This is a genomic window from Pseudomonas sp. ATCC PTA-122608 (assembly GCF_001952855.1).
Taxonomy (GTDB): domain Bacteria; phylum Pseudomonadota; class Gammaproteobacteria; order Pseudomonadales; family Pseudomonadaceae; genus Aquipseudomonas.
Genome location: NZ_LPNO01000002.1, coordinates 53,839 through 77,924 on the forward strand (window position 1 = coordinate 53,839; position 24,086 = coordinate 77,924).

Consider the following 24,086-nt stretch of genomic DNA (forward strand, 5'->3'; position numbering starts at 1 on the left):
TTACTGAATCAGTCGGATGTCGTCGAGTTTCCAGCTCTTATCGAAGTAGGCCTCGGTAGGCGCATACAGTCGGAAATAGCTGAACCAGTGTTTGCCGGGCAGAGTTTGCACCCAGTTGCTCTCGAAGTCTTTTGGCGCGTGAGGTCCGAAGTAAAGATCTATCGAACCGTCGGCATTTTTCTTCAAATCCTGGCGTGACGACAGGTCGGCCTTGCGCTGCGGGTTGTCGATCAGGCAGCGGCTGTCTATGTCATACACGGTCATCGACCAGAACTGTTTGGCCGGTGGGTTGGCGCCGATGTGCAGGGTGTAGGACTTGCTGCCGTCGAGCCATTGGCCCTTGTTGTCGGTGTAGGCGCCGAGGTAAGTCTGGCCCAGGCCCGATGTCTTGGAAACCATGCCTTTGGTGTTGGTCACCGCTTCGTAGAACCAGGCGCTGCGTTCCCACAGCTGGTCGTAATAGGCCACGCGCTGGGACGGCTCGGTGATGTTGAGCACGGTGTCCCATTGCCGGTCTTTCCAGTACTGCGCCTGGGGGAAACGCTTGGCGAAGGCGTTGGCCTTGGCGATCAATTCACCCATTTGCACGCCTTGCTCCAGGGCTTGGCGCTGGTGTTCGTTAGGGTTGAAGGGTTTGTCCTTCTCGATGCCCAGGCTGGACAGCATGGCCATGTAGAAACGGTCGCGTTCGTTGACCGGCTCTTTCTGGATAATCCCGTGCAGTCGCTGCCAGTAGGCCATGCCACGCGGCTGGGTGCCGGACCAGGGTTTGCCGCCGGGGGACAGCAAACGGGTCTTGCCGGGATTGGCGCGCTGGGCGTAGGGGTACATCTTGAACTGCTCGACCAAGGCCTTGCCTTTTGCCGGGTCTGGGTCGAGTACGCGAAAGCCTACCAGTATGTTCATGGTTTCCGACTTGGCGAGGTAGTATTTGCCTGCATCGGCCGGGGGTTCCTGGCCTGGTGGCAACACCAGGTACTTGCCGCCTTTACCTTGGTCGGGGCCGGTCTGGCCCATGTCGATGATTGCTCGTTGCCAGAAATCACCGATCCCGCCGGCCGTTGGCCCCGGCGGCAGCTCAATTACCAATGGCCCGGTTTCGTTGAGGTCGACGAAACCGAGGATATAAGGCGTGGTTGCGTTGGCGGTGATCACGCCGAGTTTGTCTTCATAGGTGGTCAGCACCATCAGGTCGCCACTGCGGGCGCCCAGCTTGGTGCTGAATTCGTCCTGCCATTGGGCGTATGACACCAGCGGCAAGGCCCACAGATAACTTTGGGTGGCCTGCTGGAAATCCAGTTCGCCGTACAGCTTGGCGATTTCGCTGTGGGCCGGCAGCTCACCTTCCATCGTGATTGGGTCGATGCGCGTATCCAGCGCGTGCGCGCTGGCGGTCAGGGCCAACAGGCTTAAACCGGCACTCCGAAGCAGAGCGTGCATAAAATGTCCTTATTTCCCAAATGTGACGTTGATCCCGGCAAACAGGGTGAACTGCGGCAGGCCATCGCCTTTGCGGGCAACCGTCCACTGCGGTTCGATATAGGCGTTGAGGATATTGCTGCCGGATTTCCAGGCCTTGCCGGCACCGAAACCGATAGGGATGTAATGGGTGTCGTTTTTCAGGTCAAACGTCCAGGTGCCGGTGGAGCGCAGGTACCAGCCCTTGGGCAGGTTATGGATGATGAACGGCTGGAAAGTGGCACTTTCCACATGGGCGCGATCGCTGTCGCCGGCGAAGGAGCTTTGGTATTGAACCAGAGCGCCGAGCAGGCCGCGGGGCGAGGCATCGATGGCCACCGCCGCCAAGCCGGCCTGCCACTTGCCGGTGCCCAGTTCATCGTGCTCGGCGGTAGGCGCGGTGATTTGCGGGCCGATGCCCAACTGCACGCCGTCGGTCTTGAGCAGGAAAATATCGAACAGGTTCAAGTCGCCGATCCCTGTGGTGTAGCCGCTGTGGGGATCGGGGCGGGTGCTGATGGGCAATGTCGCGCGCAACAGCTGGGGCACCCCGATGAAGTCCGAGGGCGCAACGGGCAGCGTGCCGCGCAGCAGCATGTCGTTGGTGTGGGCGTTAGTGTCGAATAACTTCGGGGTGTAATAGTCCTGCAGGTTTGCACCCGGTGCGAGGTTCAACGGGTTGTTACTCTTGTTGGCGGTGTCGACGTTGTCGGCCTGGGCCGAAATTGCGGGCAACACTGAAGCCACCAGCACAACTGCCGGAATATACGATGACTTAAGCATGACCACTCCCCAATTCCCTGGTGATGTTCCCGATAGCGCGTTTGTGAAGGCTAGGGGGCTGTCCTTATTCACTATTACGTGTAGGACATGTCGTTTGAAGCTAGCAGTAAATTTAAGACTCGCTAGTCAATCGAAAGAATTAGTTGTTTGTTGAGGGCGGCATCACGGACGCTATGAATAATGGCAAATTGCCTCAAACGCCGCTGCTGTGCAACGGCATTGAGGGGGAGGGGATCAGAGGAGCATTGATTTGACTTTGTCACGCAACTGATCAATCGAGAACGGTTTGGCAATCACCTGGGTGCCAACCGGCACATTGATATTCTCGGCGTAACCACTGGCAAACAGAATCGGCAGGACAGGTCTCAGCTCACGGGCCTTGGCGGCCAGTTCCACGCCGCTCATACCCGGCAGGCCGTGGTCGGTCATCATCAGGTCGATGGTTTTTCCGGCGTCTTTGATGATGTCCAGGGCGCTTTCAGCGTCTGCCGCTTCAAGTACCTGGAACTCCAGCTCTTCGAGGACATCGACGATCAGCATGCGCACGATGGCGTCGTCTTCGACTACTAGGATGGTGGAGGCAGAGGCGGACATAGTGAGGGTTCCCGAGAAGTGGAGGGTGCAGGTCTTGATCAGTCGAAAGACCATCCTCTAATGAGTCGCGTCAATCTCGGCAAGTTCCCGAAACAGGGTCGGCATTGTGCCGGTAATGATTGGAAATGTCCCGTTCAAGGAACAGAAGTGCAAAGGCGTTATGCGGTCAATGCCACCATGGCCAGCAGAAAAATAGCGTTCAACCGCGACTTTGGGGCAAACTCCTCGTTTTTCCGTATTTGGCCAAGGCATGCCCATGACTCCCGCGTCGTCCGTCGATGAGAAAAGCTTCCGTAAATTGCTGGGCCGCAACGTAGCGCTGCCGCTGAGTGTCGGCGTGCTCAGCGCGGTGTTTTTCGTCTGCCTGATCACCTATCTGTTGTCGGTGATCCAGTGGGTGGAACACACCGACCGGGTGATCAACAATCTCAACGAAACCTCGAAGCTGACCGTGGACCTGGAAACCGGCATGCGCGGCTTCCTGATCACTGGCGACGAGCACTTCCTCGACCCGTACGAAGTGGCCAAGCCGCGAATCATTTCCGACTTGCGCAACTTGCAGGCATTGGTGGCGGACAATCCGGAGCAGGTGGATCGCCTCAAGCGTCTGGAATCGTTGCAACTGGCGTGGAACACCTACGCCCAGTCGATGATTGATATGCAGCGCCAGAGCGGTGATTTTCGCACCGCTGTGAAAGCAGGGCGCGGTAAAAGCCTGACGGACGAGATTCGCAAGGAGTACGACCGGGCGGTGGCGATGGAGCAACAGTTCCGCATCACCCGCAATGAGGACGTCACCCGTACCACGATCATCAGCGTCAGCTTGTATCTGGTGTTTGTGCTCGGCCTGAGTGGCTTCCTGGCGTATATCGGAAGAAAGAATTTAATCGAACTTTCAACAAGTTACAGTGAAAACCTCGCGTCACAACAGAAGATTGCCAAGCGCCTGGAGCAGCAAGCCTGGCTGCGCAACGGCCAGACCGAACTGGCCGAACAGGTCCTGGGCCAACTGACGTTGAACCTGCTGGGCCGCAACATTTTGCAGTTCTTCGCCCAATACATGGGCTCGGCAGTGGCGGCGCTGTACGTGCGTGAAGAGCACGGCGGCCTCACGCGCGTGGCCACCTATGGTTTCTCTCGCGAGCAAGAGCAGCAGGAGCAGTCGATTTACAACGATGAAGGCATCGTCGGCCAGTCGGTGCGGCAGGATCGCCTGATTCGCCTGGACGATGTGCCGGTGGACTACTTCAAGGTCAGTTCCGGCCTCGGCGAGGGCCCGACCCGCAGTGTGATGGTGGTGCCGACCAGTGATGATGGCCGGGTCAACGGCGTAATCGAACTGGGCTTTTTGCGCGCCCTGGACGACCGTGATGTCGAGCTGCTGGAGTTGATTGCCGGCAACATCGGTACGTCCATCGAAGCGGCGCGTTATCGCCAGCGCCTGCAGGAAGTGCTGGCCGAAACCCAGCAGCTTAATGAAGAGCTGCAAGTGCAGCAGGAAGAGCTCAAGACCGCCAACGAAGAGTTGGAGGAACAGTCCCGCATCCTCAAGGAATCCCAGGCCCACTTGGAAACCCAGCAGGCGGAGCTGGAGCAGACCAACGAACAACTGGCGGAGCAGACCCAGACCCTGGCCGAGCAACGCGATGCCATGGACCAGAAAAACGTCCAGCTCAACCGCGTACAGATCGAGCTGGAAGAGCGCGCCGACGAGTTGCAGCGCTCCAGCAAGTATAAATCCGAATTCCTCGCCAACATGTCCCACGAGCTGCGCACGCCGCTGAACAGCTCGTTGATCCTGGCCAAGTTGCTGGCGGAAAACCCGCAGGAAAATCTCAGCGCCGAACAGGTCAAGTTCGCCGAGTCGATCTATTCGGCCGGCAACGACCTGCTCAACCTGATCAATGACATCCTCGACATCTCCAAGGTCGAGGCCGGCAAGCTGGAAATGCGCCCGGAGAACTCCAGCGTGGCACGCCTGGTGGATGGCTTGCGCGGCATGTTCGAGCCGCTGGCAGCCGACCGCAAGCTCGGGTTTCAGGTGGAGGTGCAGGAAGGCACACCGCACATGCTGTTCACCGACCGCCAGCGCCTGGAACAGATTCTGAAGAACCTGCTGTCCAACGCGGTCAAGTTCACCGAGAAAGGCGAGGTCAGCCTGTCGGTATCCCGGGCACCGGGCGAGGGCGTCGCCTTTACCGTGCGCGACTCGGGGATAGGTATTGCTCCGGACCAGCAGGAAAGCATCTTCGAAGCCTTCCGTCAGGCCGATGGCACCACCAACCGCCGTTACGGCGGCACCGGCCTGGGCCTGTCGATCTCCCGGGACCTGGCGAACCTGTTGGGCGGCTATATCAGTGTCACCAGCGAACCTGGCCAGGGCAGCGTCTTTACCCTGGTGGTGCCCGAGCACTATGTAGAGCGTGACGAAGACACCCCGGCGCTGGAACAGCCGCGCGCGGTGGTCCCTGCGCCTGCACCAGCCCCGATCAAGGTCTCGCCGATGCCGATCGCCCACGAAGCGCAGATCCCGCGCTTTATCGATGACCGCGACAAGGCTCCATTCGCCACGCGTTGCATCCTGGTGGTGGAGGACGAGCCGAACTTTGCGCGCATCCTCTTCGACCTGGCTCATGAGCTGGGTTACCACTGCCTGGTGGCCCATGGCGCGGATGAAGGTTACGCCCTGGCAGAACAATACATTCCCGACGCGATCCTGCTGGACATGCGCCTGCCGGACCATTCCGGCCTGACCGTGCTGCAACGTCTCAAGGAGCATGCCGGAACCCGTCACATCCCGGTGCACGTGATTTCCGTGGAAGACCGCGTCGAAGCGGCCATGCACATGGGCGCCGTCGGGTACGCGGTCAAGCCGACCACCCGCGAAGAGCTCAAGGATGTGTTTGCTCGCCTGGAAGCCAAGCTGACGCAGAAGGTCAAGCGTGTGCTGCTGGTGGAAGACGATGACCTACAGCGTGACAGTATCGCGCGCCTGATCGGCGACGATGACATCGAGATCACCGCTGTAGGCTTCGCCCAGGAGGCCCTGGACCTGCTGCGCACCCACATCTATGACTGCATGATCATCGACCTTAAGCTCCCGGACATGCTCGGTAACGAGCTGCTCAAGCGCATGTCCACCGAGGATATCTGCTCGTTCCCGCCGGTGATCGTCTACACCGGGCGCAACCTGACCCGGGACGAAGAGGCCGAACTGCGCAAGTATTCGCGCTCGATCATCATCAAGGGCGCACGCTCCCCCGAGCGTTTGCTGGACGAGGTCACACTCTTTCTGCACAAAGTCGAATCCCAGCTGTCCCATGAACGCCAGACAATGCTCAGGACCGCCCGCAGCCGCGACAAGGTCTTCGAAGGGCGCAAGATCCTGCTGGTGGATGACGATGTGCGCAATATTTTCGCCCTGACCAGTGCCCTGGAGCACAAGGGCGCGATTGTCGTGATCGGCCGTAATGGCCGCGAGGCGATCGAGAAACTCAATGAAGTCGATGACATCGACCTGGTGCTGATGGACGTGATGATGCCGGAGATGGACGGTTACGAGGCCACGGCCTTGATCCGCCAGGACCCGCGCTGGCGCAAGCTGCCGATCATCGCGGTGACGGCCAAGGCCATGAAGGACGATCAGGAGCGTTGCCTGGCGGCAGGCTCCAACGATTACCTGGCCAAGCCCATTGACCTGGACCGGTTGTTTTCATTGATTCGCGTGTGGCTACCCAAGATGGAACGGATTTAATTGGAAAGAAGCACTGACATCGAACTGCGCTTGCTGATTGAGGCCATTTACCTCAAGTACAGCTATGACTTTCGTGATTACTCCGGGGCTTCGGTCAAGCGCCGCGTGGCCCATGCGCTGCGCCAGTTTGACTGCGCCACCATTTCGGCCTTGCAGGAGCGGGTGCTGCATGACCCGACGGCGTTCATGCAGTTGCTGCAGTTCCTGACGATTCCGGTCAGCGAGATGTTTCGCGACCCCTCGCATTTCCTGGCGATTCGCCAGGAAGTGGTGCCGCTGCTCAAGACCTACCCGTCGATCAAGATCTGGATCGCCGGCTGCAGCACCGGGGAAGAGGTGTACTCCATGGCCATCCTGTTGCGTGAGGAAGGCTTGCTGGAGCGCACCATCATCTACGCCACCGACATCAACCCCCGGTCCCTGGAAAAAGCCAAGCAGGGGATTTTTTCACTTGAGAACATCCGCGCTTATACCCATAACTACCAGCAGGCCGGGGGCCAGCGTTCGTTTGCTGATTACTACACCGCGGCTTACGATCATGCGATCTTCGACAAGACCCTGCGGGAGAACGTGACGTTCGCTGATCACAGCCTGGCAACGGATAGCGTATTCTCAGAAACTCAATTAATTTCATGCCGTAACGTATTGATTTATTTCAATAAAAAATTGCAGGATAGAGCGTTTGGATTGTTCCATGAGTCGCTGTGTCATCGCGGCTTCCTGGTGCTGGGCAGTAAGGAAACCCTGGATTTTTCCGGCTACAGCAAACAGTTCGAACCCCTGGTCAAGCAAGAACGGATCTACCGAAAATTATGAATGAAGCTGCTGCCAGCCCGGTATCCGGGATCGAGGCTGTTGTGATCGGCGCTTCCGCAGGCGGCGTCGAGGCGTTGCTGAGCATTTTTGGTGAATTACCGGCGAACTTCGACCTGCCGATCATCACCGTGCTGCACCTGCCGGACGAGCGCCGCAGCCAGTTGGCGGAAGTGTTCGACCGTCGCGTATCGATGAAGGTAGTTGAAGCGCGCGACAAAGAAGTGATCCAGCCCGGCACCCTGTATTTTGCCGGCCCCGGTTATCACCTGTCGGTGGAACACGACCGCAGCCTCTCACTGAGCCAGGAGGACCGCGTGCACCATTCCCGGCCGGCCATTGACTACCTGTTCGAGTCGGCTGCCGATGTGTACGGCTCTGGCCTGATGGCGATCCTGCTGACGGGCGCCAACCAGGATGGCGCCCGTGGCCTGGCCCATGTCAAACAGTGCGGTGGTACGACGGTGGTTCAGGACCCCGACGAGGCGCGAGTAGCCATCATGCCCCGGGCCGCCCTGAAGCTGCACACACCGGACCATATTCTTCCCTTGAGCCGCATTGGCACTTTGCTGGCTTCCCTGGAATCTTCCCCATGTTAAGTACTGTCCAGGCCAAACTGCTGATCGTCGACGATCTGCCGGAAAACCTGCTGGCCCTTGAAGCGCTGATCAAGCGCGAAGACCGCCAGGTCTACAAGGCATTAAGCGCCGACGAGGCCTTGTCGCTGTTGCTGGAGCACGAGTTCGCCATGGCCATTCTCGACGTGCAGATGCCCGGCATGAATGGTTTTGAGCTGGCCGAGCTGATGCGCGGCACCGAAAAGACCAAGAACATTCCGATCGTGTTTGTCAGCGCCGCCGGGCGTGAGCTCAACTATGCGTTCAAGGGCTACGAAAGCGGCGCCGTGGACTTCCTGCACAAGCCGCTGGATATCCATGCGGTCAAGAGCAAGGTCAATGTGTTCGTCGACCTGTACCGCCAGAGCAAGGCGATGAAGCAGCAGGTTGAAGCTCTGGAGCAAAGCCGCCGCGAACAGGAAGCCTTGCTCACGCGCCTGCAGGCCACCCAGGCCGAACTTGAACAAGCCGTGCGCATGCGCGATGACTTCATGTCGATCGTTGCCCATGAGGTGCGTACGCCCCTCAACGGGCTGATCCTGGAAACCCAGTTGCGCAAGATGCACCTGGCCCGGGACAACGCTGCGGCTTTTACCATGGACAAGATGCACGCCATGGTCGACCGCGATGAGCGGCAGATCCATAGCCTGATTCGCTTGATCGAAGACATGCTGGACGTGTCGCGCATCCGCACCGGCAAGCTGTCGATCCGCCCCGGGCGCTTTGACCTGACGCAACTGGTGCACAACCTGCTGGAGAATTTCGCCCCGCAAGTAGCGGCGGCCGAGTCCTCGGTGAAGTGGGTGCAGGAAGGGCCGGTGGAGGGCAACTGGGATGAATTCCGTATCGAACAGGTGGTGTCCAACCTGCTGACCAACGCCTTGCGCTACGGCGCCAAGAGCCCGGTGGAAGTGCGGGTGTATGCAGAGCATGGCGAAGCGCGGGTGGAAGTGCGCGACCACGGGATCGGCATCAGCGAAGACAACCAGAAACGGATCTTCCAGCAGTTTGAGCGGGTGTCGGCCAATCACGCGGTGGCGGGCCTGGGCCTGGGGTTGTTTATCTCCGAGCAGATTATCGCGGCCCACGGCGGTACTATCGAAGTCGAAAGCCGGATAGGCGAGGGTGCCTTGTTCCGCGTCTGCCTGCCCCTGGGGCCGCAGGCGTGAAATCAATCGTGAATCCGACGCAACCTCTGCGTGACCCTATGGTCGTATCAGCAGCAATTGACCGGACAAAGGCTTCCCATGAGTGAAGATGCGCAAGATGTGGTTCTGATCGTCGAAGATGACGAGTCGATTATGTTTGTGTTGGGTGAGTACCTGTCGGGCCTCGGTTACCGGGTATTGAAGGCGATTGATGGCGAGCAGGCATTTGAAATCCTCGCCACCAAGCCGCACCTGGACCTGATGGTCACCGACTATCGCCTGCCAGGTGGTATCTCCGGCGTGCAGATCGCCGAGCCTGCGATCAAGCTGCGACCGGAATTGAAGGTGATCTTTATCAGCGGTTACCCGCAGGAGATTCTCGACTGCAACAGCCCGATCACGCGCAATGCGCCGATCCTGGCCAAGCCGTTTGACCTGGATACGTTGCAGGAACATATCCAGCGCTTGTTGGCTTAAGCCTTGTGAAGGGGGGAGCGCGCTCCCTCTTCAAGCCTTGATCATTTCCCTCACCTTTGCCGTCAACAAATCAAAGGTGAATGGCTTGGTGATCATCTGCATGCCCGGGTCCAGAAAACCGCCCCTCACCGCCGCATGCTCTGCATAGCCAGTGATAAACAGCACCTTCAAGTCCGGGCGTACCTGTCGCCCGATTTCCGCCAGTTGCCGGCCATTCATGCCGGGCAGGCCGACGTCGCTGATCAGGAGGTCAATCCGCTGGCTGGACTCGATGATCGGCATGGCGCTGTCGGCGTCACCGGCTTCAACGAAGGCATAGCCCAGTTCGCTCAGCACGGCGCTGACCAGCACCCGCACGGCCGGGTCGTCCTCGACGATCAACACCGTCTCGCCAGCGTTGGCGAACGGCAGCAGCGCCGGGTTGAGAGGTTCATCTGCAATGACCTCGCCGACAAACCGCGGCAGGAACAGGCTGACGGTGGTGCCTTGGCCCACAACGCTGTGGATCGACACATGCCCATGGGACTGGCGCGCAAACCCGTAGATCATCGACAACCCCAGCCCGGTACCCTGGCCGATGGGTTTGGTGGTAAAGAACGGGTCAAACGCGCGGCTGATCACGCTCTCGGGCATGCCGCAGCCGGTGTCGCTGACGCTCAGTTCCACGTAGTCGCCAGGGTTGAGGGTGCCGTAGGCTGCGGTAAAGACGCTGTCGAGGTGGCGGTTGGTGGTTTCCACCACCAGTTGGCCGCCGTTGGGCATTGCATCCCGAGCATTGATGGCCAGGTTGAGCAGGGCGCTTTCCAGTTGATTGGGGTCGACTTCGGCGGTCCATAGTTGCTCGGTCAGCCGGATGTTCAGGGTGATGCTTTCGTTGAGGCTGCGTTGCAGCAGCTCACCCATCGAACTCACCAATTGGTTGATCTGTACCGGTTTGGAATCCAATGACTGGCGACGGGAAAAGGCCAGCAGGCGGTGGGTCAGGGCGGCCGCGCGGTTCGCCGACGTGACACCCAGGTCAATCAGGCTGTCGAGGTCTTCAGTGCGGCCCCGAGCGACGCGCCTTCGCAGCAGCTCCAGGCTGCCGATGATGCCCGTCAGCATGTTGTTGAAGTCATGGGCGATACCGCCGGTCAATTGGCCGACGGCTTCCATTTTCTGCGACTGGCGCAACGCTTCTTCGTTGTTGCGCAGTTGAGCCGTGCGCTCTTCCACCTGTTGCTCAAGGGTTTCCAGGGTGCGTTGCAGGCGTTGCTCGCTCTGGCTCAGTTCGATCAACCGGTCGCGGGCCTCGTACTGCCGGCGGCGCCCGCGCAGCGCCGTGGTCACAAGGCTGATCAAGGTAACCGGATGGAATGGCCGCTCGAGGAACGTCACGTTGCCGAGTAACTTGCTCAGGTGTGAGGAACCGTTCTGTTCGCTGCCGCCATGGTGCGTCATCAGCACAATCGGCAGGTCTGACCACGCCGGTTGTTGATGCAGGTGCGTGAGCAGCGGCTCCAGGTCGATACCGCGCATGGCCTCGGCGGCAATGACCAGCAAGCCTGCACCGTGCTCCAGCTCCTCGCAGAGCATCTGCAAATGGCTGGCGATGACGCCATTGAAACCGGCCTCATTGAGCATCATCAATGCCAATGAGCTGTCACGCCCCAGTGGCGCCAGAATGATCGCCCGTTCGGAGATGGCCGGTAGGCCACTCATGAACTTTCATCCTTGAGCAGCGGGTTATCGGTACCCATGTACGTCGGCACACCGCGCAACACACCTTGGAATGTATCCAGAGGCTCACCGATGGTCATGCCCGTGCTGCCGATACGGTATTCGCGAATCGTCGACTCATGGCTGCCGGTGCGTTTCTTGATGATCGAGATAGCCCGGCGGACTTTGCCGAGGGCTTCGAAGTAACGCAGCAGGATCACGGTGTCCGCCAGGTAGGTGATGTCCACCGGCGCTTGCATGTCGCCCACCAGCCCGTGTTGGGCAACGGTCATGAAGGTCGCGGCGCCACGACGGTTGAGGTACAGCAGCAGCTCGTGCATGTGCAGGATCAGCGCGTTTTCTTCCGGCATCGCGGCCTGGTAGCCGTTGACGCTGTCGATCACCACGGTCTTGATCCCGCGCTCATCCACGCAACGCCGCACCCGATGGGAGAACTCACCGGGGGAAAGCTCGGCGGCGTCCACTTGCTCGATCAGCAGGTTGCCGGTGTCTTGCAGAGCCTGCAGGTCGATACCCATGTTTTTCATGCGCTCGAACAGCAGGCCCAGTTCTTCATCAAAAATGAACAGCGCGGCTTTTTCGCCCCGGGCGACGGCTGCTGCCGCGAAGATCATCGAGATCAGCGATTTGCCGGTACCGGCCGGGCCCAGGATCAACGTGCTGGAACCGGTCTCGATCCCGCCGCCCAGCAATGCATCCATCTCGCGGATGCCGCTGGTCAAGGTCTGGCGGTTGTAGCCGCCACGGTGCTCGGCCGCCACCAGACGCGGGAACACATGCACGCCGCCTTCCATGATGGTGAAGTCGTGGAAGCCACCGCGGTACTTCTGACCACGGTACTTCACAATCCGCACGCGGCGGCGTTCTGCGCCGTAGTTGGGGGTCAGTTCTTCCAGGCGAATCACGCCGTGGGCCACGCTGTGCACGGTTTTGTCGAGAGACTCGGTGGTCAGGTCATCCAGCAGCAATACAGTGGCGTCGTAGCGCACGAAGTAGTGCTTGATCGCCAGGATCTGCCGGCGGTAGCGCAGGGAGCTTTGCGCCAGCAGGCGGATTTCCGAGAGGCTGTCGATCACGACGCGGGTCGGTTTGACCCGTTCCACCACTTCAAAAATCTGTCGGGTTGCTTCACCCAGCTCAAGGTCCGAGGAGTACAGCAGGCTCTGCTGGTGTTCGGCATTGAGCAGGCTTTCCGGCGGGGTCAGTTCAAAGATGTGGATGTGTTCATCCAGGTCCCAGCCATGGGACTTGGCACCCTGGCGCAACTCGCGCTCGGTTTCCGACAGGGTGATGTACAGCGATCGTTCGCCGCTTTTTGCGCCGGCCTGGAGGAATTGCAGGGCCACGGTGGTTTTACCGGTGCCGGGTTCACCTTCCAGCAGGAACAAATGGCTACGGGAAAGCCCCCCGGCAAGAATGTCGTCCAGACCTTCAATACCGGTGGCCGCCTTTGCTGTGAACAGCTCTTTGGATGTAGACAAGAAGTGCCCTCGGGTCACAAATAAGTAGTCGGCAGCGCCGGCTGGGGCGCGCCATATTTACTTGACCGTAGCGGCGTGTGGCGGTTCAACGTTTTGTATCAATTACAGCTTCTTGCTGTACCTACAGCCCTTGTTGCAACGCCGGATCGTCCGGATTTTGCTGTTCCAACTGGGCCAGCAACACCTGCACATTCTGCAACTGGCCGGTTTCCTTCCAGTAATTCACCAGCAAGACCCGCGCCTTGCGATTGGCCGGGTTGCGCTGAATGATCTCTTCCAACTGGCGCTGGGCGGCTTCCAGCTCCTGCTGGGCGTGCAGGGTGGTGGCCAAGTCGTAGCGGTAATCCTGATTGTTCGGTTCCAGCTCCACCGCACGGGACAGGCTGAGTAACGCAAACGCCCGCTCACCGTGGTGCAGCAGCCACATGCCAAGGGCATGTTGCAGATAGGCCGAATCGGGGTGGGCCTGCAACTGCTTGGCCAATAGCTGGCGGGACTCGTCGACCTTGCCCTGTTTGTCCAGCAGTTCGATTTGCGCGACCACCGCTTGCAGGTTATCCGGTTGCAGGCGCATCGCCTGTTCCAGGGCATTTTGAGCGTCGGGCAACAATGCGCTGTGAATGTACAGGCGTGCCAGCTGAATCCAACCTTCGGGACTCTCGGGTTGTCCCTTGAGCAACTTCACGTATTCGTCGAGTACCTGCTGCAACGGGCCGAAGTACAGGCCGAGGGTATCGGGAGAAAGCCCCAGCAAGGCATTGGCTGCGGCAAACCGAACGCTTTGCTCCGGGTCATCCAGCAATGGGCCGAGCAACAGTGTGCGCTGGCCGCTGGGCACCAGGCCGACGATGCTGTGAATCGCCGCCTCGCGCACCATGGGCGCGTCATTGGTGAGGTCCTTGTCCGCCAGCTTCAGGGCCTGGGGGCTGGGGTAATTGGGCAGTTCGGCATGCAGCGCAGCGCGGCGCACATCGGAGAGGTCCGGGCGGCCCAGCTGTTGATACAGCACACGGGCGGCGCCGGGTTCGCCGTTGTGCGCCTGTTTCAAGGCCTTGGTGTAACCGTGGGCGATGGCCGGCGGCACCACCACCGGCGGCGTACGGGTGAAATACCACGTGATCAGCACAATAAACAACAGGGCGCACAGGCCGATGATGGAGTAACGGCGTGACTTTGACATGCAGGCGTCCGAAAGCTTGGCAGCTAGTGCAAAGCCATCAGCTTCGGTCAGGTCACCGCGAGTGTCAAACCCGTATCACGTCAGCACGAACTCAATCGGCTCAAGGGCCGGCGGCAGCTCGGTTTCGCCGAGGGCCGCAAGAATCTCGCGCTCCAGGTTGCGGGCGATGGCGTTGCAGGGCAGGTCGTTTTCGTCGAAGCCGAAGGGGTCTTCGAGGTCGTCACCGATTTCATCCAGGCCGAAGAAGGTGTAGCTGACGATGGCGGTAAATACCGGCGTCAGCCAGCCCAGCGGCTCGGCCATGGCGAAGGGCAGCAGAATGCAGAACAGGTAGATGGTGCGGTGCAGCAGCAGGGTGTAGGGGAAGGGCAGTGGGGTGTGTTTGATTCGCTCGCACGAGGCCTGGACCTGGCTCAGGCCGTATAGCCGGGTTTCGAGTTGGGTGTAGCGCCAGTCGCTGATGTGGCCTTGTTCGGCGAGTTTCGAGCAGCGGGCGCCGAGGTCTTGCAGGATGCTGTCGGGGAGGTTGGGGTGGCTGGGCTCGACGTAGGCCCACGGCTTCATCGCCTGGGCTTCGTCTTCCAGGCGCAGGCGGGCGATCAGGCCATGGGCGAAGCCGCACAGGCCGCGTAGTACGGCTTCTCGGTCGGTGGGGGTGAGGATTTGGGTTTCGCGGATCAGTGAGCGTATTTCGATGATCATCTGGCCCAGTTGTTTGCGGCCTTCCCACCAGCGGTCGTAGCAGGCGTTGTTGCGAAAGCTCATGAAGATCGACAGGGACAGGCCGAGGAGGGTGAAAGGTGTGGCGTTGACCTTGGAGAAGTAGGCCGGGTGCAGGGTTTCTACCAGCACGATGACTGAGGCCAGCAGGGTTACCAGCAAGCTGCGTAAGGCGATGCGCTTGGCGATTGAGCCCTTCAGGGAGAACAGGATGCCGAGCAGGTTGGGTTTGGGACGGACGATCATGGGCGGGCTTCTTGGGTGGCGCAGGCTGTCAGGTTAGAAGCCTGTTTGCGTTGCGTCCAATTGCTTGGGCTGACTGGGTGATTGGTGGGGTCTATCGTCGGGGCTTTTGGTGTACATATCCGTTGCTGCGGTAACGGCGGCTTATGGTTCCGCTCTTACAGCGGGTCACTTTTGGCAAACGCCCCAAAAGTAACCAAAAGGTCTTTGCCCCACCACTCGGTGCCTCGCCTGGGCTCGGCATGCCCGCACTCCGGCCCGGTTCCGCGGGCCGCCGCGACGGGCCATCCATGGCCCGGCGCGGCTAAATCGGCTTCCCTGCCGATTTACCCGCTCCACCGTGCCTACTTGCGGCCATCGTGGTTGACGGGGCCCGCAGATCAAGATCACAAGCAGATCAAAAGCAGAGCACAGCGGCCTACAGGCCGGCTTGAGTGTTAGAAGCAGAGGCAAGATCCAGAGCGAAAACAGATCTGCTTTCCTGTAGGAGCGAGCTTGCTCGCGAAAAACCAGAGGGCGCCGCGTTCATCCAGGATGCCAGCGTCATCGTTAACGACCTTCGCGAGCAAGCCCGCTCCCACATTTGGACCGTGCCCGCTTTAGCTTCTGATTTTGCTGTTGCTGTTGCTTCACCACCCCCACTCAAGCCGGCCTGTAGGCCGCTGTGCCCTTGATCTGCTGTTGATCTTGATCTTAGGCGCCCCGTTAAACCACGCTGGCCGAACGAAGGCTTTGGAGCGTGGGTAACCCGGCAGGATGCCGGGTTAGCCGCGCTGGGCCAAGGATGGCCCATCGCGGCGGCCCACGCTCCAAAGCCGGAGTGAGGGAACTCCGAGCCTAAGCGAGGAGCCGAGTGGTGGGGCAAGAGCGTTTTGCTTACTTTTGCGCTCTTCAAAAGTGAGCCGCTGTAAGAGCGGAACCCATCGAAGCCGTTACCCAAATAACGGATATACACCCAAACCTCACCCAAAAAACAACACCCCATTGGCCAAACCAGTCAACCAAGTTGAAAGCTTTGACCATTGCCCACCCACCGCTCTAGAGCGACTATTTCACCGGTCTACGTACCCATCCTGAAAATAAAAACCACACAGGGATTTGAAGCGATGCGTGATTACTCGGCTGCCACCACCCAGTTCAACTACCAATACACCGTCGACGCCGCCTTGTCGGGCAACCTGCAGGCCCTCAACGCCTGCGTCGAATGCTGCGACCGCCACGCCTTACCCGGCCGCATCGCGCTGTTCTGGGAGGGCAAGGACGGCCGCAGCGCCACGTCCACCTTCACCCAATTGCAACACCAGGCCGCCCGCTTCGCCAACTTCCTCCTGGCCCAGGGCGTCAATCGCGGCGACAAGGTAGCAGGCCTCCTGCCACGCACCGCCGAGTTACTGATAGTGGTACTCGCCACCTGGCGCATCGGCGCGGTCTATCAACCGCTGTTCACCGCCTTCGGCCCCAAAGCCATCGAACACCGCCTCAACAGCTCTGGCGCCGCGCTGGTGGTGACCGACGCCGTCAACCGCCAAAAGCTCAATGAAGTGGCCGACTGCCCAACCATCGTCACCGTCGCCGGCCCCAACGGCGAAGGCATTGTGCGCGGCGATTTCAGCTTCTGGGCCGAACTGCCCAACTATTCCAACACCTGTGAACCCGTATTGCTGGGCGCCGACGACCCGTTCCTGCTGATGTTCACCTCCGGCACCACCGGCCCGTCGAAATCCCTGGCAGTACCGCTCAAGGCAATCGTGGCTTTCCAGAGCTACACCCGCGACGCCGTCGACCTGCGCCCCGAAGACGCATTCTGGAACGTCGCCGATCCGGGCTGGGCCTATGGCATCTATTTCGGCGTGACCGGCCCCTTGTCCATGGGCCACCCGATCACCTTCTACGACGGCCCGTTCACCCTCGAAAGCACTTGCCGCGTCATCAACAAGTACGGGATCACCAACCTCACCGGATCGCCCACGGCCTACCGCATGCTGATCGCCGGCGGCGAGCAGTTCGCCAAGTCGATCAAGGGCAAGCTGCGCATTGTCAGCAGCGCCGGCGAGCCGTTGAACCCAGAAGTGATCCGCTGGTTTGCAGACAACCTCGGCGTGACCATCCACGACCACTATGGCCAGACCGAATTGGGCATGGTGCTGTGCAATCACCACGGCCTGGAACACCCGGTGCACGTCGGCTCTGCCGGCTTTGCCTCGCCAGGCCACCGCATCGTGGTACTGGACGACAACCATCAGGAACTGCCCGCCGGCCAACCAGGCATCCTCGCCATCGACCGCGAACAATCGCCGATGTGCTGGTTCGCCGGCTACGACGGGGTCAAGACCAAAGCCTTCGTCGGCAAGTACTACCTCAGCGGCGACACCGTGGAGCTGAACCCCGACGGCAGCATCAGCTTTGTCGGGCGCAGTGACGATGTGATCACCACTTCCGGTTACCGCGTCGGCCCATTCGATGTGGAAAGTGCGTTGATCGAGCATCCGGCGGTGGTGGAGGCGGCAGTGGTGGGCAAGCCATGCCCGGAACGCACCGAGATCGTCAAAGCCTTTGTGGTGCTCAGCGAGCAATACCGCGCCGAGCCGGCCCTGGCCGAGGAGCTGCGCCAGCACGTGCGCAAGCGCCTGGCGGCTCACTCGTACCCACGGGAAATCGAATTTGTCAGCGAGCTGCCCAAGACCCCGAGCGGCAAGCTGCAACGCTTCATTTTGCGTAATCAGGAAATTGCCAAGGCCCAGGCGGCCACGGCGTGACCCATTCTTCAAGGAAACAGTGATGCAGATTGAGAACAAGGTTTTTCTGGTCAGCGGCGGCGCTTCAGGCCTCGGCGCGGCAACGGCCGAGATGCTCGTAGCAGCCGGTGCCAAGGTGATGCTGGTGGACCTGAACGCCGACGCCGTCGCCGCCCAGGCTGAAAAGCTCGGTGAGCAAGCGCGAAGCGTGGTCGCGGATATCAGCCAGGAAGCCGCGGCGGAAGCGGCAGTGCAGGCCACGGTTGCGGCCTTTGGTGGTTTGCATGGGCTGGTCAACTGCGCCGGTGTGGTTCGCGGCGAGAAAATCCTTGGCAAAAATGGCCCTCACGTTCTGGCCAACTTCGCCCAGGTGATCAACGTCAACCTGATCGGCAGTTTCAACCTGCTGCGCCTGGCTGCGGCGGCTATAGCTGAAACCGAGGCAAATGCCGATGGCGAGCGCGGGGTGATCATTAACACCGCTTCGGTGGCCGCGTTTGACGGCCAGATTGGCCAGGCCGCCTATGCCGCCTCCAAGGGCGCGATCGCCAGCCTGACCCTGCCTGCCGCCCGTGAACTGGCGCGCTACGGGATTCGGGTGATGACCATTGCCCCCGGCATTTTCGAAACCCCGATGATGGCCGGCATGACCCCGGAAGTGCGCGAGTCCCTCGCCGCCGGCGTGCCATTCCCGCCGCGCCTGGGCAAGCCAGGCGAGTACGCCGCGCTGGTGCGGCATATCATTGAAAACAGCATGCTCAACGGCGAGGTGATCCGTCTCGACGGTGCCTTGCGCATGGCAGCCAAATAAGGAGATTTTCATGACTGATCCCATCGTTATTGTCAGCGCAGTACGCACCCCAATGGGCGGGTTTCAGGGCGACCTCAAGGGCCTGACCGCCCCGCAACTGGGTGCTGCGGCGATTCGTGCAGCGGTCGAGCGTGCCGGTATCGCCACCGATGCCGTGGATGAAGTGCTGTTCGGTTGCGTGCTGCCCGCCGGCCTCGGTCAGGCGCCTGCGCGTCAGGCCGCTCTCGGCGCCGGCCTGGATAAATCGACCCGTTGCACCACCCTCAACAAGATGTGCGGCTCGGGCATGGAAGCCACGATCCTGGCCCATGACTCGCTGCTGGCGGGCAGTGTGGAGGTGGTTATCGCCGGTGGCATGGAGAGCATGTCCAACGCGCCGTACCTGCTGGACCGCGCCCGCAGCGGTTACCGCATGGGCCACGGCCGGGTGCTCGACCACATGTTCCTCGACGGCCTTGAAGACGCCTACGACAAGGGCCGCCTGATGGGCACCTTTGCCGAAGACTGCGCCGAGCACAACGGCTTTTCCCGTGAAGCCCAGGACGCGTTTGCCATTGCCTCCCTGACCCGTGCGCAACAGGCGATCACCGACGGTAACTTCATCGCCGAAATCGTCCCGGTGCAGGTCACCGTGGGCAAGGAACAGAAAACCATCACTCACGACGAGCAACCACCTAAAGCAAAGCTGGACAAGATCGCCACCTTGAAGCCGGCCTTCCGCGAAGGCGGCACGGTGACGGCGGCCAACTCCAGTTCGATTTCCGATGGTGCGGCGGCGTTGCTGCTGATGCGCGAATCTGAAGCGCAGAAGCGCGGGCTCAAGCCGCTGGCGGTGATCCATGGCCACGCGGCGTTTGCCGATGAGCCAGGCCTGTTCCCGGTCGCGCCGGTGGGGGCGATCCGCAAGCTGATGAGCAAGACCGGCTGGAACCTCGACGAAGTCGACCTGTTTGAAATCAACGAAGCCTTTGCCGTGGTCAGCCTGGTGACCATGAGCAAGCTGGAAATTCCCCACAGCAAGGTCAACATCCACGGCGGCGCCTGCGCCCTGGGCCATCCGATCGGCGCGTCCGGCGCGCGGATCCTGGTGACCCTGCTCTCGGCCCTGCGCCAGAAAGGCCTCAAGCGCGGCGTTGCGGCGATCTGCATCGGCGGCGGTGAAGCCACGGCCATGGCCGTTGAATGCCTGTACTAAGGAACACCTATGCTCCCGAATGACGAACAACTGCAAATCAGCGAAGCTGCCCGGCAATTTGCCCAGGAACGGCTCAAGCCGTTCGCCGCCGAGTGGGACCGCGAGCATCGCTTTCCCAAGGAAGCCATTGGCGAAATGGCCGAGCTGGGCTTTTTCGGCATGCTGGTCCCGGAACAGTGGGGCGGTTGCGACACCGGCTACCTGGCCTACGCCATGGCCCTGGAAGAGATTGCCGCTGGCGACGGCGCCTGCTCGACCATCATGAGCGTGCACAACTCGGTGGGCTGCGTGCCGATCCTCAAGTTCGGCAACGATCAACAGCGAGAACAGTTCCTCAAGCCCTTGGCCAGCGGGGCGATGCTCGGGGCGTTTGCCTTGACCGAGCCTCAGGCCGGTTCCGATGCCAGCGGCCTGAAAACCCGGGCCCGTCTAGAGGGCGATCATTACGTGCTCAACGGCTGCAAACAGTTCATCACCTCCGGGCAGAACGCCGGAATCGTGATTGTGTTTGCGGTTACCGATCCGGCTGCCGGCAAGCGCGGTATCAGCGCCTTTATCGTGCCCACCGACTCGCCGGGCTACAGCGTGGCGCGGGTCGAGGACAAACTCGGCCAGCACGCCTCCGACACCTGCCAGATTCTGTTTGAAGACCTGAAGGTGCCGGTGGCCAACCGTTTGGGTGAAGAGGGCGAAGGCTACCGGATCGCCCTGGCCAACCTCGAAGGCGGGCGCGTCGGCATTGCTTCGCAAGCGGTGGGCATGGCGCGGGCGGCGTTCGAGGCCGCTCGGGATTACGCCCGCGAGCGGGAAAGCTTTGGCAAGCCGATCATCGAGCACCAGGCCGTGGCCTTCCGCCTGGCAGACATGGCGACCCAAATCGCAGTCGCCCGGCAGATGGTGCATTACGCTGCAGCCCTGCGTGACAGCGGCAAGCCGGCGCTGGTGGAGGCGTCCATGGCCAAGCTGTTTGCTTCGGAAATGGCCGAAAAGGTCTGTTCGCAAGCATTGCAAACCCTCGGCGGTTACGGTTACCTGAGCGACTTTCCCCTGGAGCGGATCTACCGCGATGTGCGGGTCTGCCAGATTTACGAAGGCACCAGCGATATTCAACGCATGGTCATTTCACGCAATCTCTGAGGAGTATCTATGAGTTACGAAACCATTTTGCTGGACGTCCAGGGCCGTGTGGGGCTGATCACCCTCAATCGCCCGCAAGCGCTGAACGCCCTGAACGCGCAGCTGGTCAGTGAGTTGAACCAGGCGCTGGACAGCCTCGAAGCCAACCCGGAAATCGGTTGCATCGTGCTCACGGGCTCGAAAAAAGCCTTTGCCGCCGGCGCCGACATCAAGGAAATGGCCGAGCTGACCTACCCGCAGATCTACCTCGACGACCTGTTCAGCGACAGCGACCGCGTGGCCAACCGCCGCAAGCCGATCATCGCCGCAGTCAACGGCTTCGCCTTGGGCGGCGGTTGTGAACTGGCCTTGATGTGCGACTTCATCCTGGCCGGTGACAACGCCAAGTTTGGCCAGCCGGAAATCAACCTCGGCGTGCTGCCGGGAATGGGCGGCACCCAGCGCCTGACCCGCGCCGTGGGCAAGGCCAAGGCCATGGAAATGTGCCTGACCGGGCGCTTTATCGATGCCGTGGAAGCGGAGCGCTGCGGGATTGTTGCGCGGATCGTGCCGGCGGATGAGTTGCTGGACGAGGCGCTGAAAGTCGCGACCCTGATCGCCAGCAAATCGGTGCCCATCAGCATGATGGTCAAGGAAAGCGTCAACCGCGCGTTTGAAGTGAGCCTGTCGGAAGGCGTGCGCTTTGAGCGCCGGGTGTTCCATGCGGCGTTTGCCACACTGGATCAGAAGGAAGGCATGGCGGCGTTTGTAGCCAAGCGTGCGCCGGAGTTCAAGGACAAATAAACACTGTCCTGAAACGCTGAAGATCAAAAATGTGGGAGCGGGCTTGCTCGCGAAGGCGGTGGATCAGTCGATACATCTGGTGACTGTCACACCGCCTTCGCGAGCAAGCCCGCTCCCACATGGGTTCTGCGAAATACCTGTTACAGCTGGTAGTTTTTCAACTCTCTGGCAATCACCATCCGCTGAATCTCGCTGGTGCCCTCGTAAATCTGGGTAATCCGCGCATCCCGGTAATAACGCTCCACCGGGTAATCCTCCAGATACCCATAACCCCCATGGATCTGCATCGCCGACGAGCAGACCTTCTCGGCCATTTCCGAGGCGAACAGTTTGGCCTGGGACGCTTCCGACAGGCACGGCTTGCCCGCACTGCGCAACCGCGCGGCGTGCAGGATCAGCAGGCGCGCTGCATTCAGGCGGGTTTGCATGTCGGCCAGCATATTCGCCACGCTCTGATGCTCAATGATCGCCTTGTCGAACTGCACGCGGTCACGGGCGTAGGCCAGCGCGGCTTCAAAGGCGGCGCGGGCGATGCCCAGCGCCTGGGCGGCGATTCCGATGCGCCCGCCTTCGAGGTTGGACAGGGCGATGGCCAGGCCTTTGCCGCGTTCGCCCAGCAGGTTGGCTCCGGGCACGGTGCATTGGTTGAGGGTGACGGCGCAGGTGTCGGAGGCACGAATGCCCATCTTGTGTTCGGTGCGGTCCACCACGAAGCCCGGGGTGTTGGTGGGCACCAGGAACGCCGAGATGCCTTTCTTGCCCAGGTCCGGGTCGGTCACCGCAAACACGATCGCCAGCTTGGCGCGCTTGCCGTTGCTGACAAATTGCTTGGCGCCGTTGATCACCCATTGGCCGTCCCGCAGTTCGGCGCGGGTGCGCAGGTTGTGCGCTTCGGAACCGGCCTGGGGTTCGGTCAGGCAGAAGCACCCAATGGCCTGGCCGCTGGCCAGTTCCGCCAGCCAGGTTTCCTTTTGTGCTTGTGAGCCGTAGTTGAGGATTGGCCCGCAACCCACTGAATTATGGATACTCATCAGCGCGCCGGTGGCGCCGTCACCGGCGGAAATCTCTTCCACCGCCAAGGCGTAGGCCACGTAGTCGACATAGGTGCCGCCCCATTCTTCGGGCACGACCATGCCCAGTAAACCCAGTTCGCCCATCTTGGCGACCAACCCATCATCGATCCAGCCGGCTTTTTCCCAGGCCTGGGCGTGGGGCGCGATTTCGCCACGGGCAAAGTCCCGGGCCATGTCGCGGATCATTACTTGTTCTTCAGTAAATTCAATATCTTGCATGGCTTAGTTCCCGTTCTTGTCGAAGTCGCGGAAGAAGCTTTCGACATGATCAGCCTCCAACGCCTGGAGGGTTGGAGGGTTCCAGCGAGGGGTTTTGTCCTTGTCGATCAGCAGGGCGCGCACGCCTTCGATCAGGTCGCCACGGTTGAACCACTGGCGATCCAGGTGCAACTCCAGGGCAAAGCACTGCTCCAGTGGCAGGTGGCGCCCGCGGCGCAGCATCTGCAGGGTCACGGCCATGGCCAGGGGCGAGCGGGTTTGCATCAGGCTTGCGGTGGTCAGTGCCCAGTCATGGCTGTCGGCAACCGTGACTTGCTGCAATTGCTCGACGATGCTCGGCACATCCGGCAAGGCAAAGAAGTGGTCGATGGCCGGGCGCAGCGCCGCCAGTGGGGCGTCAGGCAGTTGCTGCACGGCAAGGCTGGCCAGCACGCCCTGTAGATCCTTGAGCGGTGAGTCGTGCCATGTCAGGCGGTCGAGCCGCTGATCGAGCTCGGTTAACCTGGCGCTGTCGAGGTACCAGTCTGCAAGCCCGCAATACAGTGCGTCGGCCGCGCGAATCTGCACGCCGGTCACGCCGAGGTAGATCCCCAGTTCACCGGGAATACGCGGCAGGAAATAGCTGCCGCCTACGTCAGGGAAATAACCGATGGCCACTTCAGGCATTGCCAGGCGGCTGCGTTCAGTGACCACCCGCAGGTCGGCGCCTTGCACCAGGCCCATGCCGCCGCCGAGGACGAAGCCGTCCATCAGCGCCAGGACTGGTTTGCGGTAGTTGTGGATGGCCAGGTCGAGGGCGTATTCCTCGACGAAGAAATCTTCGTGGAGTGTGTCGCCGCTCTTGAAGCTGTCGTACAGCGAGCGAATGTCGCCACCGGCGCAAAAGGCTTTTTCACCTGCGCCGCGCAAGACGATGGCATGCACCGCTGGGTCGTCCTCCCAGGCCTGCAAGTGCCGGCTGAGGCTACGGACCATGTCCAGGGTAATGGCGTTAAGGCCGGTGGGGCGATTGAGGGTCAGGTGGCCTATGTGGTTGCGTACCTGCGCCAGGACCTCGTCGTGCACGACCCCGGCGCTGCTTGCCTCGGATGAAACCTGAGCAGTCATCTCTAACTCCCTGCTTTTATTGTTCTTTATCAAGATGTT

General features: G+C 60.8%; 19 protein-coding genes. 10 read left to right on the forward strand and 9 right to left on the reverse strand.

Going from position 1 to position 24,086, the window contains the following annotated elements:
* The 3 genes from AU074_RS02830 to AU074_RS02840 form a co-directional block, all read right to left on the reverse strand.
* Window positions 1–1,440: a DUF1254 domain-containing protein gene (locus tag AU074_RS02830; protein ID WP_076013405.1), complete on the reverse strand. Its 1,440-nt coding sequence runs from the start codon at window positions 1,438–1,440 to the stop codon at window positions 1–3.
* Between the two features lie 9 nt (window positions 1,441–1,449).
* A complete protein-coding gene (locus AU074_RS02835) occupies window positions 1,450–2,241 on the reverse strand; it encodes a hypothetical protein (protein WP_076013406.1) in 792 nt (263 codons plus the stop codon).
* A 234-nt stretch (window positions 2,242–2,475) separates the two neighbouring features.
* Window positions 2,476–2,835, reverse strand: coding sequence for a response regulator (locus AU074_RS02840; RefSeq protein ID WP_076013407.1), 360 nt, complete (start codon window positions 2,833–2,835; stop codon window positions 2,476–2,478).
* A gap of 256 nt (window positions 2,836–3,091) precedes the next feature.
* On the opposite strand from AU074_RS02840, the gene AU074_RS02845 reads away from it, so the two are divergent.
* From AU074_RS02845 to AU074_RS02865, 5 genes are all read left to right on the forward strand, one after another.
* Complete coding sequence (locus tag AU074_RS02845) at window positions 3,092–6,589, forward strand: response regulator (RefSeq protein WP_076013408.1); 3,498 nt, start codon at window positions 3,092–3,094, stop codon at window positions 6,587–6,589.
* Window positions 6,590–7,405 carry a protein-glutamate O-methyltransferase CheR gene (locus tag AU074_RS02850; RefSeq protein ID WP_063030076.1) on the forward strand — a complete coding sequence of 272 codons (816 nt, stop codon included), beginning with the start codon at window positions 6,590–6,592 and terminating at the stop codon, window positions 7,403–7,405.
* Complete coding sequence (locus AU074_RS02855; protein ID WP_076013409.1) at window positions 7,402–8,001, forward strand: chemotaxis protein CheB; 600 nt, start codon at window positions 7,402–7,404, stop codon at window positions 7,999–8,001. Before AU074_RS02850 ends, AU074_RS02855 begins: the two co-directional genes overlap by 4 nt.
* Window positions 7,995–9,188: a hybrid sensor histidine kinase/response regulator gene (locus AU074_RS02860; protein ID WP_076013410.1), complete on the forward strand. Its 1,194-nt coding sequence runs from the start codon at window positions 7,995–7,997 to the stop codon at window positions 9,186–9,188. Before AU074_RS02855 ends, AU074_RS02860 begins: the two co-directional genes overlap by 7 nt.
* A 78-nt stretch (window positions 9,189–9,266) precedes the next feature.
* A complete protein-coding gene (locus tag AU074_RS02865) occupies window positions 9,267–9,644 on the forward strand; it encodes a response regulator (protein WP_010171103.1) in 378 nt (125 codons plus the stop codon).
* A 30-nt stretch (window positions 9,645–9,674) separates the two neighbouring features.
* On the opposite strand, the gene AU074_RS02870 is transcribed toward AU074_RS02865, so the two are convergent.
* The 4 genes from AU074_RS02870 to AU074_RS02885 form a co-directional block, all read right to left on the reverse strand.
* Window positions 9,675–11,345, reverse strand: a complete 1,671-nt coding sequence (locus tag AU074_RS02870) for a response regulator (protein WP_076013411.1) — start codon at window positions 11,343–11,345, stop codon at window positions 9,675–9,677.
* The gene (locus AU074_RS02875; RefSeq protein ID WP_076013412.1) at window positions 11,342–12,844 is read right to left on the reverse strand and encodes an ATPase domain-containing protein; all 1,503 of its coding nucleotides are present in this window, start codon (window positions 12,842–12,844) and stop codon (window positions 11,342–11,344) included. Before AU074_RS02875 ends, AU074_RS02870 begins: the two co-directional genes overlap by 4 nt.
* 121 nt (window positions 12,845–12,965) lie before the next feature.
* Window positions 12,966–14,024, reverse strand: coding sequence for a lipopolysaccharide assembly protein LapB (locus AU074_RS02880; protein ID WP_076013413.1), 1,059 nt, complete (start codon window positions 14,022–14,024; stop codon window positions 12,966–12,968).
* 75 nt (window positions 14,025–14,099) lie between these two features.
* Complete coding sequence (locus AU074_RS02885) at window positions 14,100–14,990, reverse strand: bestrophin family protein (protein ID WP_076013414.1); 891 nt, start codon at window positions 14,988–14,990, stop codon at window positions 14,100–14,102.
* 1,103 nt (window positions 14,991–16,093) lie between these two features.
* On the opposite strand from AU074_RS02885, the gene AU074_RS02895 reads away from it, so the two are divergent.
* The 5 genes from AU074_RS02895 to AU074_RS02915 are packed head-to-tail and all read left to right on the forward strand — an operon-like array spanning window position 16,094 to window position 21,648.
* Complete coding sequence (locus tag AU074_RS02895) at window positions 16,094–17,743, forward strand: AMP-binding protein (protein WP_076013415.1); 1,650 nt, start codon at window positions 16,094–16,096, stop codon at window positions 17,741–17,743.
* A 22-nt stretch (window positions 17,744–17,765) separates the two neighbouring features.
* Window positions 17,766–18,533, forward strand: coding sequence for an SDR family NAD(P)-dependent oxidoreductase (locus tag AU074_RS02900; protein ID WP_076013416.1), 768 nt, complete (start codon window positions 17,766–17,768; stop codon window positions 18,531–18,533).
* 10 nt (window positions 18,534–18,543) lie between these two features.
* The gene (locus AU074_RS02905) at window positions 18,544–19,728 is read left to right on the forward strand and encodes an acetyl-CoA C-acyltransferase (protein WP_063030094.1); all 1,185 of its coding nucleotides are present in this window, start codon (window positions 18,544–18,546) and stop codon (window positions 19,726–19,728) included.
* Window positions 19,729–19,737: 9 nt separating this feature from the next.
* Window positions 19,738–20,865 carry an acyl-CoA dehydrogenase gene (locus AU074_RS02910; protein ID WP_076013417.1) on the forward strand — a complete coding sequence of 376 codons (1,128 nt, stop codon included), beginning with the start codon at window positions 19,738–19,740 and terminating at the stop codon, window positions 20,863–20,865.
* Between the two features lie 9 nt (window positions 20,866–20,874).
* Window positions 20,875–21,648, forward strand: a complete 774-nt coding sequence (locus AU074_RS02915) for an enoyl-CoA hydratase (protein ID WP_010171088.1) — start codon at window positions 20,875–20,877, stop codon at window positions 21,646–21,648.
* 140 nt (window positions 21,649–21,788) lie between these two features.
* Here AU074_RS02915 and AU074_RS02920 read toward each other — a convergent pair whose 3' ends face one another.
* Both AU074_RS02920 and AU074_RS02925 read right to left on the reverse strand, forming a co-directional pair.
* Window positions 21,789–22,940: an acyl-CoA dehydrogenase family protein gene (locus AU074_RS02920; RefSeq protein WP_076013418.1), complete on the reverse strand. Its 1,152-nt coding sequence runs from the start codon at window positions 22,938–22,940 to the stop codon at window positions 21,789–21,791.
* A 3-nt stretch (window positions 22,941–22,943) separates the two neighbouring features.
* A complete protein-coding gene (locus tag AU074_RS02925) occupies window positions 22,944–24,047 on the reverse strand; it encodes an enoyl-CoA hydratase/isomerase family protein (protein ID WP_076013419.1) in 1,104 nt (367 codons plus the stop codon).
* Between the last annotated feature and the right edge of the window lie 39 nt (window positions 24,048–24,086).